The organism is Alkalibacterium iburiense (assembly GCF_039521845.1).
Taxonomy (GTDB): domain Bacteria; phylum Bacillota; class Bacilli; order Lactobacillales; family Carnobacteriaceae_A; genus Alkalibacterium; species Alkalibacterium iburiense.
In genome coordinates, this window is record NZ_BAAACW010000137.1 from 1 (window position 1) to 12,872 (window position 12,872).

General features: G+C 40.0%; 11 protein-coding genes and 1 other annotated feature. Of the genes, 8 read left to right on the forward strand and 3 right to left on the reverse strand.

Annotation, left to right across the window (positions count from 1 at the left end; genetic code table 11):
* Positions 1-95 precede the first annotated feature (95 nt).
* Both aac(6') and ABDZ53_RS10825 read left to right on the forward strand, forming a co-directional pair.
* Entirely contained in the window at positions 96-503 is a 408-nt protein-coding gene (gene aac(6') / locus ABDZ53_RS10820) for an aminoglycoside 6'-N-acetyltransferase (RefSeq protein ID WP_343756528.1), read from the forward strand.
* A gap of 186 nt (positions 504-689) precedes the next feature.
* Positions 690-1,934 carry a LysM peptidoglycan-binding domain-containing protein gene (locus tag ABDZ53_RS10825; protein WP_343756435.1) on the forward strand — a complete coding sequence of 415 codons (1,245 nt, stop codon included), beginning with the start codon at positions 690-692 and terminating at the stop codon, positions 1,932-1,934.
* Between the two features lie 60 nt (positions 1,935-1,994).
* On the opposite strand, the gene ABDZ53_RS10830 is transcribed toward ABDZ53_RS10825, so the two are convergent.
* Complete coding sequence (locus tag ABDZ53_RS10830; protein WP_343756437.1) at positions 1,995-3,143, reverse strand: amidohydrolase; 1,149 nt, start codon at positions 3,141-3,143, stop codon at positions 1,995-1,997.
* Between the two features lie 356 nt (positions 3,144-3,499).
* Positions 3,500-3,742 (forward strand) — a binding site (T-box leader).
* Positions 3,743-3,814: 72 nt separating this feature from the next.
* Between ABDZ53_RS10830 and ABDZ53_RS10835 the strand changes: the two genes are divergently transcribed.
* The 5 genes from ABDZ53_RS10835 (at position 3,815) to ABDZ53_RS10855 (ending at position 8,514) form a co-directional block, all read left to right on the forward strand.
* Positions 3,815-4,678 (forward strand): transporter substrate-binding domain-containing protein, encoded by an 864-nt coding sequence (locus ABDZ53_RS10835; protein WP_343756439.1) that lies wholly within the window; start codon positions 3,815-3,817, stop codon positions 4,676-4,678.
* 25 nt (positions 4,679-4,703) lie between these two features.
* Positions 4,704-5,369: an amino acid ABC transporter permease gene (locus ABDZ53_RS10840; RefSeq protein ID WP_343756441.1), complete on the forward strand. Its 666-nt coding sequence runs from the start codon at positions 4,704-4,706 to the stop codon at positions 5,367-5,369.
* A complete protein-coding gene (locus ABDZ53_RS10845) occupies positions 5,359-6,096 on the forward strand; it encodes an amino acid ABC transporter ATP-binding protein (protein ID WP_343756443.1) in 738 nt (245 codons plus the stop codon). Before ABDZ53_RS10840 ends, ABDZ53_RS10845 begins: the two co-directional genes overlap by 11 nt.
* Before the next feature lie 18 nt (positions 6,097-6,114).
* Positions 6,115-7,557 (forward strand): amidohydrolase, encoded by a 1,443-nt coding sequence (locus tag ABDZ53_RS10850; RefSeq protein ID WP_343756445.1) that lies wholly within the window; start codon positions 6,115-6,117, stop codon positions 7,555-7,557.
* A 90-nt stretch (positions 7,558-7,647) separates the two neighbouring features.
* Positions 7,648-8,514 (forward strand): SDR family oxidoreductase, encoded by an 867-nt coding sequence (locus ABDZ53_RS10855; RefSeq protein WP_343756456.1) that lies wholly within the window; start codon positions 7,648-7,650, stop codon positions 8,512-8,514.
* 51 nt (positions 8,515-8,565) lie between these two features.
* Here the strand turns inward: ABDZ53_RS10855 and ABDZ53_RS10860 are convergent, their stop codons facing one another.
* A complete protein-coding gene (locus tag ABDZ53_RS10860) occupies positions 8,566-9,681 on the reverse strand; it encodes a M50 family metallopeptidase (protein ID WP_343756458.1) in 1,116 nt (371 codons plus the stop codon).
* Positions 9,682-9,821: 140 nt separating this feature from the next.
* Between ABDZ53_RS10860 and treR the strand changes: the two genes are divergently transcribed.
* A complete protein-coding gene (gene treR / locus ABDZ53_RS10865) occupies positions 9,822-10,538 on the forward strand; it encodes a trehalose operon repressor (RefSeq protein ID WP_343756460.1) in 717 nt (238 codons plus the stop codon).
* A gap of 131 nt (positions 10,539-10,669) precedes the next feature.
* Here the strand turns inward: treR and ABDZ53_RS10870 are convergent, their stop codons facing one another.
* Complete coding sequence (locus ABDZ53_RS10870) at positions 10,670-12,673, reverse strand: hypothetical protein (protein ID WP_343756462.1); 2,004 nt, start codon at positions 12,671-12,673, stop codon at positions 10,670-10,672.
* Between the last annotated feature and the right edge of the window lie 199 nt (positions 12,674-12,872).

Consider the following 12,872-nt stretch of genomic DNA (forward strand, 5'->3'; position numbering starts at 1 on the left):
TTTTTAAATTTTTCATGATTTAATTATACCATGAGAGGTGCTTTTTTGTCTCTTTTTAGCATTTTCTTTTCAAATAAAAAGCGAGTGAGATACATATTAATGATATCGCGCAACTGGCTCAGCTGCTTTGGCCGGATGAAGATAAACGCGTTTTACAAAAGGAAATGCAGCACTATCAATCAGATAGCACAGCTGAATTGTTTGTATGTGAGGCAGGCAATCAATTAGTCGGTTTTGCACATGTTCAGTTGCGCTATGATTACGTTGAGGGAACATCCACTTCCCCCTGCGGATATTTAGAAGGCATTTATGTCAAAGAAAGTCACCGTCAATTCGGCATTGGTAAAAAACTTTTAGAAGTATGTGAAGATTGGTCCCGTTTTATGAACGCCACGGAATTCGGGAGTGATGTAGAACTTGATAACGAAACCAGTGCTCACTTTCACGAAAGTTTAGGTTTTAAGGAAGTCAATCGAATCATCTGTTATGCGAAAAAATTGTGATGTATAAATATACATTTGGCCCTTAAAAGCAAGTTGTCCATATATATGAAAATCTGCTTTCTTCTGTTACCGAAGAGTAATGTTTCTGTAATATTCGACACCTGTGTGTTATAATAAAGTGCGGAAACCACGCACAATCGGTGGCACTCCTCGTATTTACCTTCATGAGAAAAGAGGTGAATCAAAATGTATAGAAAAAGAAGCCGGTCGCTTATTGGACGCTTTATTCTATTAGTCGTGGGATTGTTACTCGCTTTTTCAACATTATCGGTATCCTCAGCTTTTGCCGCTCCTGCCCGATCAATCAGCAGAGGGAATACGACTGAAAAAGTTGTCGCCTTAACCTTTGACGATGGAGCAGATGGGACAAATATTACGCCTATTCTCAATACCTTGTCCTCTCACAATGTAAAAGCTACTTTCTTTTTGACTGGACAAGGAACTGCCAATCACCCTCAACGGATTAGAGATATTGTGAACCGTGGACACGACATCGGGAACCACTCCTACTCCCATCCTGACTTTACTAAAATTTCGTCTTCTGAAATAAGAAGTCAGCTACAGAGAACGGAAAGCCTCATTCAATCAGTCACAGGTCGAACAACGAAACCTTTCTTCAGACCACCATACGGCGCTTATAACTCTACCGTTTTAAACTATGTTGGAGATGCAGGCTACACTTATTCATTCATGTGGACGATTGACACCGTTGACTGGACTGGTAATTCCTCATCTGACATTGTTAATAGAGTCATGAGAAACATTACTCCAGGTGCTATCATTCTTATGCATACTGGTGCAGGTGCTTCAGGAACACCTCAAGCTATAGGCACTATGATTACCCGTTTGAAAAATTCAGGCTACCGATTTGTTACTCTATCTCAATTGATGAATCTTTCTCCTACTCCAACCGGTAGACAATACACTGTCCGGTCCGGTGACACCCTCTATTCTATCGCTTTAAGACATGGAACCACCGTGCAGAGATTAGCTTCTGCTAATGGCATCATTAATCCGAATCTTATTCGAGTCGGTCAAGTGCTTATTATCCCAGGAACTTCGTCTTCGCCAGCTCCTTCACCTTCGCCGTCGCCATCACCAACCCCTTCCGCTCAGACCTATGTTGTCCGAGCAGGAGATACGCTCTATTCAATCGCCCGACGCTATAATACAACTGTTCAACGATTAGTTTCACTAAACTCTCTCTCCAACCCGAATCTCATTCGCGTGGGTCAACGATTAACCATTAGTCGTACCACATCGACACCGACACCACCGCCTACAACCACTCAACGCTATACTGTCAGATCAGGGGACACTCTTTATTCAATTGCTCGACGGTACAATACAACTGTTCAACGACTCGTGTCCGCTAACCGTCTTTCCAATCCCAATCTCATTCGTGTAGGTCAAGTACTCTTTATCCGATAGTTCAAAAATAAAATCGATAAAGAGAGCCTGATTTATAGACTTTCTTTATCGATTTATTTTTTATATTGAAGAATCTTGTAAAACAGTAAGAGCTAGATTAGCAAAAAACTCACTGGCTACTTTAATGGCTCCTTCGTCCAGTGTAAACTTGGGGTCATGCCATTGATACGGACTATTACTCCCCATCCAGACAAAAAATCCGGGAATCGTTTGCTGATAGTAGGCAAAATCCTCCCCACCCGCTACAGGCTGAGCTTCTACAACTGAATAACCTAACTCTTCAGTCGTCTGCTTTACACTCTTTTCAAATCGAGAGTCATTATAGACCGTCGGCATTCTTTCGTCCCAATCTATATCCACTTCTCCTCCTTGACTCTCTGAAAGTAAACGTGCTTGTTTTCTCATTTCTTCCTTTATTTTATCCCTTGCTTCCGGTTGAAAGGTGCGTACTGTCCCTTCAACCATGACAGACCCTGGAATAACGTTCCACGTCCTTCCACCTCTGATATGAGTGATGCTAATCACTGCATTATGGAACAAATCAATCTTACGGGATATAATCGACTGAACACTTAGGACAAACTGGCTGGCAATTATGATAGGATCAATCGCTTCATGAGGGATGCCGGCATGACCTCCTATTCCTTTGAAAGTAAATTTAAATCGATCGACACTGGCCATGAGAGTGCCACTTTTGATACCAATGGTTCCAACTGGCAAGTCTGGTTTATTGTGCATACCAAATATGGCTGAAACACCTTCTAATACCCCTTTTTCAGTTAGCCATTCCGCCCCTTCAGCTATTTCTTCTGCTGGCTGAAAAATCAGGCGAACCGTTCCGTTTATCTTGTCTTTATTTTCATTCAATAAACGAGCTGCGCCAAAAATAGAAGCCGTATGAAAGTCATGACCACACGCATGCATTTTCCCTTTGACCGTTGATTTAAAAGGGACTTCCGCTTCTTCTTCAATAGGCAAGGCGTCAATATCCGCTCTTAAAGCAATGGTAGGACCTGGTTTATCTCCTTTCACTTCTGCAACGATACCTGTCTCTAAATCATAGGGTAAAACAGATAGCCCCTCTGTCTCTAACCATTTTTTTTTCCGCGCTGTTGTTTCGTACTCTTCAAAAGCTGTTTCTGGATACGCATGTAAGATACGCCTTTTTTCTATTAGTTCACTGATTAGTTCTTCATTTGCTTTTAACATAGACTCATCATTCCATTTCTTATTCTTATTCTTATTCTTAATAAAGTTTAACCGTTTTTCACTAACGTCTGGCAGTGAATGGATTTTCTGTTCAATTCCTACATACACAAATATAACTTAAACAGTAGTGAAAAGAAAAGGACATGCCCAAAAGTTGGTCGATACAATTCGTACGCCCTCTTTATTGGTGACTTGTGACTACCTTTTGCAAATGAGATTACTTTATGCTTTATCACACAACAGAGATGGGTTAATCACACATACCAACCTGTCTGTTTTTAAAACTTTTAATATTAAGTGTTTACAACTCATTTTTTTATGATAAATTAAACAGCAATTAGAAAATGAATAGAAATACATAAGCTTTGAAAAGAAAAAGTAGCTATACATTGTTTCTCAGAGAGTGTGCGGGTGGTGAGAGCACATGAACAAATTATAGTGAACACACCTTTAAGCTAATCGGCGAAACGTTAAGGAGTAGTTGGATTCGGGAAAAGCACCCGTTACAGTGCAAAAGTATGATAGTACTTTTTGAGGTTGTTACTGTGAAGTATCAGCAAATTGAGGTGGAACCACGTGAGGAAACTCCCGTCCTTTTAGCCATATGGCTAGAGGACGGGAGTTTTTTTGTATTTAAAGCTATGGCATTTCACATTTTAGGAGGAAAAACAATGAAAAATAGAAAACGTTTATGGTGGATAGCTGTTTTAATGTTAGGGACTTTCTTTTTAAAGGGGTGCGGTACTGAAGCAAGTACTCCTGCCGCTGATCAAACCAATCGTTTAGAGGATATTCTAGAAAGAGGCTATATTGAAGTCGCTACAGAACCTTACTTTGCCCCTAATCAATTCATTGATCCGAGTAAAGACGGGGACGAACAGTATGTCGGGAGTGATATCGAATTATCTCAGTATATTGCAGATGAATTGGGTGTGGAATTAAGAGTTGTGCCTTTAGAATTTTCAGCTGTATTGAGCAGTATTACCGAAGGAAAATATGATTTAGCTATATCTGCTTTAGCCTATACACCTGCCAGAGCAGAAGCCATGTTGTTGTCTGATGGCTATTATTTTTCAGAAAACTCACCTGGTTATGGCTTATTAATCCGAGAAGAACATCTAGAAGACATCTATGGACCTGAAGATTTAGATGACAAAACGGTAGTAGTCCAAAGCGGGTCTATTCAAGAGGCTTTAGCGATGGAACAAATTCCAGAGTATCAGGAGATGAAGCGAGTCTCTTCTACAAATGACGGCATGCTGATGGTGCAAGAAAACAAAGCGGATGCAGCCGTGATATCTGTATCAATGGCCCAGTTAAACATTGATGCGAATAAGAACAGTGGATTAACTATTGTAGAAGATTTTGAATTTGAAGTAGATGACGAGCTGGGTGGTACTCGAATAGGCATGTCATTAGGTGAAGAAGAACTGGCTGAAAAAATCAATACCATCATCGATGACGTTGTCAGTTCTGGGATTTATGAAGAATGGTATGAAGAGTATGCAGAATACGCAAAAAGTTTAGGTTTATAAACATTTATAAAATGAGGTGGCACTTTTGGGAAATACAATTTTTGAATTATGGTCAAAGTACGGTTATGTCTATATAGATGGCCTAATAGGCACACTGGCATTGTCTGCCATCACTGTAAGTGTCGTAACAGTGGTTGGGACTATACTAGCTATAATGAAATTATCTCGGATTAAAGTACTGGATTTATTGACAACGGCATACATTAGCCTGATTAGAGGAACACCGATTTTATTACAGCTCTACTTCTTCTGGCTTGTTCTCCCGCGACTATTGCCGATTACTATTAGTGATACGGCCTCTATTATTTTTGCTTTAATCATTCATGCCAGTGCCTATATCGCAGAAGTGATTAGAGCAGGCATTCAGGCGGTGGACAAAGGACAGATTGAAGCAGCAAGAAGTCTGGGACTGTCCCAATTCAATACGACTAGGAAAATTATTCTTCCTCAAGCGGTCAAGAATATCCTTCCTGCATTAGGCAATGAATACATCTCGACTTTAAAACAAACGTCTTTAGCTTCTGTCTTCTTTGTTCAGGAGTTGATGACCTCTTATCGAACCGTTCAATCGGCCACATTTTTAGCCGTTCCTTCTTTAATTATCGTTGGCGTTATTTATTTAATGGTCACAACTGTTTTTGCTAAAGATATTGATGTGTTTGAAAGGAGATTGGATTTAAATGAACGGTAATAGCCTGATTGAAGTCAAGAACCTCAATAAATCCTTTGGTGACTTCCCTGTTTTAAAGAATATCAATGAAACGATCAACGAAGGAGAAGTTGTCTCCATCATCGGGCCCTCAGGAAGTGGGAAGAGTACCTTTTTAAGGTGTTTGAACTTATTAGAACAGCCCTCAAGCGGAAAAGTTCTTTTTGAAGGAGTGAATCTGACGGACAAAAGAGTCCATTTGGATAAGCATAGGCAAAAAATAGGCATGGTTTTTCAACTGTTTAATATGTTTACGCATCTAAAAGTCATTGACAATATTACATTAACTCCGATATTACAGAAAAAAGTTCCGAAGAAAGAAGCAGAGAAAAAAGCCTGTGAGTTACTTGAACGGGTCGGACTTCTAGACAAAAAAGACAGTTACCCAGGCACCTTATCTGGGGGCCAAAAACAAAGATTAGCTATCGTCCGTGCCCTAGCTATGGAACCAAAAGTCATGCTGTTTGATGAGCCAACAAGTGCCTTAGATCCGGAAATGGTGAAAGAAGTTCTGGATGTCATTAAAGATTTAGCTGATAGGGGGATGACTATTGTTATCGTCACTCATGAAATGAATTTCGCCAAAGAAGTCAGCGACCGCGTGCTCTTCATGGCAGACGGTGTTATTCAAGAGAAAGGATCAGCAAGGGATTTCTTTAACAACCCTACTCATCCTCGAACAATCGAATTTTTAAGCAAGGTCTTATAAAAAGAAAGAGGTAGAAAAATGTCTGAATTAAAAGCGATTGAAGCTATTTTAAAAAAGAGAAAAAACCTTATATTAGGTGTCAGTGAAAAAATATGGAACTACGCTGAATTATCTTACGAAGAGTACCAATCTGCGAAACTCCTATCATCAGTCCTTGAGAAAGAAAATTTTACGATTGATAGGGGGGTAGCGGATATTCCTACTGCCTTTACAGCTCGTTTTACTTCAGGAAAAGGCACACCCGTTTTCGGTTTTCTCGGAGAATATGATGCCTTGGATGGTCTGAGCCAGGAAGCCGGTAATCCCAAACAAGCCCCTATTGAAAAGGGTCAAAGTGGACATGGGTGTGGCCATAATGCCTTAGGTTCGGCTTCTCTCGGTGCAGCCTTAGCTGTAAAAGATTATTTAGTTAAAAACAATTTAGATGGAACGGTTCTGTTTTTTGGTTGTCCCGGAGAAGAAGGTGCTGGTTCAAAACAATTCATGGCAAGAGCAGGCGTCTTTGATGATGTTGATTTTGTCTACACCTGGCATCCCAGCACGACTAACGAAGTACAGTCCCATCGTTCAGTTGCCATCATGGGAGCTAATTTTCACTTTAAAGGAATCAGTTCTCACGCTGGCTCAGCTCCTCATTTAGGCAGAAGTGCATTGGATGCAGCTGAACTCATGAGTGTAGGGAGTAACTACTTAAGAGAGCACATGATTAATCAGGCTCGCATCCACTATGCCTACTCTGATGTCGGAGGTTCGGCACCCAATGTCGTTCAGGACCGGAGTACTGTAAAATATGAAGTTCGTGCACCGAAAATGACTCAAGTTTATGACTTATTCGACCGAGTGGTGAATGTAGCCAAAGGGGCTGCCTTAATGACAGAAACCGAAATGGATTATGAGATTACGATGGCTTTCTCTGACTATATTCCAAATAATGCTTTAGCAGAGGTAGCCTATGAAGCTCTCAACGAGGTCGGTGCTCCTGAATGGAGTGAAGAAGACTATCAGTTAGCCAGTCAATACCTTTCTAGCTATAACGAGGCTACTTTAAATCAGATAAAAGAAAAAATAGCTGAGGAATACGGTGAAGAAAAGGTGGAGGCCGTTTTAAAAAGACCTCTGGATTCCATGGTTCGTCCTTATACTGGACATATTGTTCAGTATGAATCGGGATCCACTGATGTAGGAGATGTCAGTTATACTGTTCCGACTATTAACTTCCTCATTGCGACAGCCTGTATTGGAAATATTGGACACACGTGGCAGATGACAGGGCAAGCGTGTAGTCCCATTGCCCATAAAGGCTTGATGACAGCGGCAAAGGTTATGGCTTTAGCTGCTATTAAAACGATGCAGAGACCGGAGACGATTCAAAAAGCTAAGAAGAGTGTCCTTCAGCAAAATGGAGGATCGTATCAGTGTCCTCTCCCCGATGATGTCAAACCGCCAATCGGAACGTATTAAAAATTTTAGAGCCTTTTAGCAAGCTAAAAATTTACTTTTAATTTTTATGAGTGATAAAATATAGGCATTAAGTAGACGGAGGGTGTAACAATGACGGATCATATGGAAAAAAGTCAGCCGAAACAAGACTATCTCATAGAAGACGAGTCCAAGAACGTGGAAGACCCTATCTTAACAGAGAACGATGACTATAAGCCTGCAGATAAACTAAAAGGCAAAGTCGCACTGATTACGGGTGCAGACAGCGGGATTGGTCAGGCAGTCGCCATTGCTTTTGCTAAAGAGGGCGCCAAGGTCGCTTTTATTGATATAGCTGATAAAGAAGATGCCGAATACACTCAAAAGCGTATAAAGGAATTAGGAAGCGACGTTCTCTTTTTCCAAGGGGATGCGGGTGATGAAGAAGTCGCCAAACAGGTCGTGAAGGACGTTGTTGATAAATGGGGTCAGATTGATATTCTTGTTAATAATGCCGCAGAACGGCATACTCAAGAATCCATTAAAGGAATAACGGTAGACTCTTTAGACCGAACATTTAGAACCAATATCTTCAGTTTCTTCTATTTTGTAAAAGCCGCATTAGATCACTTGTCAGAAGGAGCCAGCATCATTAATACCTCTTCTGACACAGCATATGAGGGCGCTCCAGATGGTTTAGATTACGCCGCTACAAATGGGGCAATTGTTTCTTTCACGCGTTCTCTTGCTCAAAACAAAGAAATCTTAGATAAAAAAATCCGAGTCAATAGTGTGTCTCCTGGCCCGATATGGACTCCTTTTGTCCCAGCTGTTGAACCAGGTGCTACAAAAGAGTCTTTCGGAGAAGGGTCTCCATTGGAAAGACCGGGAGAGGCTTACGAATTGGCTCCAGCCTATGTGTATCTCGCAAGCGAAGATTCCAGTTATGTTACCGGCCAAGTCATTCATGTCAATGGTGGCGGAGTCGTCAGCACTTAAATTTAGATAGAATAAAAGGACTTTGCTAGTTTATTAGCGAAGTCCTTTTGTTTAACTTAACAAGGTGTATTCTAAGCAGTCTAACAAGGGGGTATTAACAGCTTTCTCAACGGTTAGCAGGGCTTTCTCACATTTTTTTCTAGCTTTATTTAACCATTCTAAAGCTTTTTCTTTATCCTTGTCTTTATACCAAGCAAGAGTAGCCTGAATACGGTAACTATCTGTCTGACTGGATTGTATATAATTTGAAAAGAAGGGATTGTTTAATGCTTCATCAATAACAAAGGCATTATTTTCTTCGTCCTCACCAAGGAGTAAGTGGCAAAAAACATACTCTCGAATAATTTCAATCTGATACGGTCCAACGATGTCTTCTTTCTCGTCCCATAAAGGTTGTAAAAGACCCTTTGCTTCTTTTAAATATCCTTTTTCAAGATAACTATTTATTTCTATTAATTTCCCGTATACATTGGATTGCTCCGTTAGAGGAGCGTGTGGATTATAAATAATCTCTTCTTTATCAAATTCTCTATACGTTGCGCCCGTTGTAAATTTACCTGTCCATTCTAACTGCTGCATCAGTTGATCTCTTACTATGCTATTGGCGCGAATTTTCTTAATCGTCATACCGTCATTAAATCCTGACGGAATCCCATTAATAGCACAACTTATGAAACCCATCATGGCAAAAATAATGAGAATAGAGGATGGCCACCACCAGACATAAATAATGATAGCCAAACCAGCGGTTAAGGCATTCGCTAAAACCCCACCTATGAGATAGAAAAAATAAGGGGGATGAGGGGTGTCTTGAGGTGGCAGCATCAAACACTGGCCTCCTGTTCCAGCTATGGATATGTGAGTCCAAGTCAGTTTGTCATCTTTTTTCAATATAGTCCATTTAAATAGTCGGAAAAATAAAAACCGGTAACCGGATAATTTGCCTGCGATTAAATGACCGCATTCGTGGATGACTATTTGCCCGATAAAGGAAACAATCAGGGCAATAAAGAGAGATAATATATTTAATAGAGTGAAGGACGAGGTTCTTACCTCTTCTTCTCCAAGAGTCACTCCTTCTCTAAAGCCAATGACAAATACGCCTACTGCTAAAATGAATAGAATAAGAGCATAAAGAAGTCCTGTTTTGTTATTTTTTTTTTCCATACTTGTCCCCTTCTAGTTTAGACGCGCCCTTTTTCTTTAATCATAGCTTTTGTTATCTAAATTTCAAGCTATATTCATCTATTTCTTTAAAAATCTGGTATAGTTAAGCTAAAGTATGGATGAAAAAGGACTGTCGAATAATGAATAAATTTCAAGAAATATATTTAGATATCGAATCAGAGATATTGAATCAAAAGTATAAGCCAGGAGATTTGCTGCCTAGTGAAAATAAGCTCGCTCATATGTATAATGTTTCGCGTGAAACAATTCGAAAGGCCTTGACCCTTCTCCTAGAAAGCGGGTATATACAGAAACAGCAAGGAAAAGGCTCCATTGTTTTAGATATTAAGCGTTTTGACTTTCCTATTTCAGGTTTGACGAGTTACAAAGAACTGCAAGAAGCTCAAAACATCGAAAGTGAAACGATTTTAATTGAAAATAAAGTAATCACTATTCCCGAATACATTGCTGATTTCGTTAAAGTGTCTAAAGACACACGCGTTCATTGCGTCATTCGTGCACGTAAGGTAGAAGGTGAAGTCATTATTCTGGATAAGGACTATTTGTTTACGTCGGTTATAGATACTATCCCCAATAAAGAAGCCGAGCACTCTCTTTATCACTATATAGAAAAAAAATTAGGACTGACCATTGGTTTTGCCCGAAAAGAATTCATAGTCGAACACGCGACAAAAGAAGATAAAGAATGGATGGATCTACACGGAGACACTCATGTAGTCGTGACCCGTAGTGAAGTGCATCTAGAAGATACAACCTTGTTTCAGTATACGGAATCCAGACACCGACTCGACAAGTTCCGATTTGTAGACTTTGCCAGACGTCGGGGACCAAATTAATTTACAAGAGGCATTCAGACATTAATCTGAATGCCTCTTTCACTTTAATAATAATAGCTTTTAAAGGGTTAGAATGTGATTATATACTTGGCTTCTGGCATGTGTTCAAATAATGCTGAGTCTTAAGTCGCTTAATAAGGAAACGGACGGATATCTTCGTAGTTCAAAATCCAACCTGAGTCTTTAGGAAAACCTGACTGAACCCTGCCATCCTTTGTCCCTGCAGCCATTAAGCTAAGGGCTAAAAGGAGTGATCCGTTTCCTGGCAAGTAAACAGGTAAGTCTTTTCTTGTTTTTTGATAGTTATGACCATTGGTAGAATAGTGATTTTTCGATGCATCCATCAATAATATGTCAATGGCTTGAGATGGATTGTTTAAACGGGTAGCAGTCATAGCCATCATGGCAAAATCCCATCCCCACATGGTATCCATTTCCCAGCACTCAAGTATCTTATCAATCGTGTCAGCCATGACTTGACTATCTATGCGGTCATTAGGAATTAAACCATACATGCCTGTCATCGATGGGTGGTCATGATTGTACGTTTCGTACGTATCTTTAGCCTGTTCGTGCCCTAAATACACTCCCTTGTGAATGGTTGGTTTAGCTATGTGGTCATAAACGTCTTTCCATTTATCTTGTGAAACCTGTTTTCTGTCTGCCCATTTGATGGCTAATCCAAGTGTAAATCGCCAGTATTCCAATTCGAATGTGGGGTTTTTCACGTCCATTGATTCATACACTTCCTGTGAAGGAATAATAGGACCTGTCAGATGATAGGTCTGCGTTTCTTCATCGTAAACAAAGAAGTCACAAACAAATCCGATCGTTTCTTCTACCACTTCAAAATAGTCATCGATTAATTGATTGTCCTTCGACGCTTGATATACCAATTCCAGCATATAAATGATATGAGTTTGCTGCCAAATGAGTAAGGTGGCTATCGTTGATGGACTATCGATAGCATCAAAACCAATCATTTTCGGCCACCTTGCCCCTTTGTATCCATTTCTTTTTGCATTTTCAATGGCTTGATTTAAATGATTTTTATACCATCTTAAACTGGGCATGATTAACTCTTCGTGACCCCATAAAGGTAAAAAGGCATTATGCCATAAATGCATTTCCAAATGGAATTTACCGTACCAACTGTTCATCGTCAATCCGGTTTCTTGAGGTGGAAGCGACCCTGTCCCTTGAGCAGCAATCAAATATAGAGATAAAACCATTCGCCTTTCTAGTTCATTGGCTCTGGGATCGGTGGATGATGAAAAATCAATCATACCGCCTTTATTCCAAAACGCTGTCCATTTCTCTTTTGATTCTGTTTTATTCTTTTCAAAGGAATGAACCGAGCTCGCTTCTTCTTGAGAAAAGAGACTGGTTAACTCTAACGTTGTTTCCTCTGTTTGAATAACAAAGTCGTGTGTGTCCACTTGGGTTAAGGTCATCTGGTTGTCGGATAAGAGACTGACAAAGTAGCTGGTATCATCCATCGTCCGTTTAATGACATAAGAATCTTCTGTCGTATTTAGTTCCGATTGATGACGGTCTTGACTTTGCCAATCTGAAGCAGATTTTTTATGCGAGCCGTACGGGAAAGCCAAGGAAATCGATAAATCTCCATTTTTTAACGCTTCACTCTCAATGCGAAAGCTCACACTGTCTTGACTTTGCCCCACTACTGTCGTGACACTCACAGGAACACCCTCAATGTTAAACTGACTGTTTATTTTCCCTTCCAGTAAAATGAGTTCCTGATTGATTGAAGAGAGCTGAACAGGTTTCAGCGGTTGATTTTTCCATAATAATGCCAGCCGACCTAAATTGTATTTATGTGGATTTTTTCTCATCCAGTTATAGGCGTCTTCATTTCCCTCTTGCATGGTTACGGCATAAGAGACTTCTTTATCTTCATGAGTGTAGGACGTTAATTCAACATCTTCAAAAGTAAACCTATGAGGCTGTTCTAATCGAGGGGATGAGTGCCACCCCCACTGGCTCATGGTCACTAACGGCACGTCTTTTTCTTCGTAATAATGAGATAAAGACTGGAGTCCAGTGACATCCGTATTAAATGCAAATTCCCCATTGCCTACCGTTAAAATCGATTCGTGGTCAATAGACGTCAATTGGGGATTGTGGCGAGAAATAACTGTTTCTTTATTAATGGTTCTTCCTCCTCATTATTCTTATTGTCTGTAACTGAATTATGTTTCAATTAATCACTTTAGTCAATCATTCGGAAGGAAATAGGCTAAATGTTATATTCTAATAAACAAGTATGTAAATTATACAGATCATTTGATAGTAAAAAAGCTGCCCATTTTG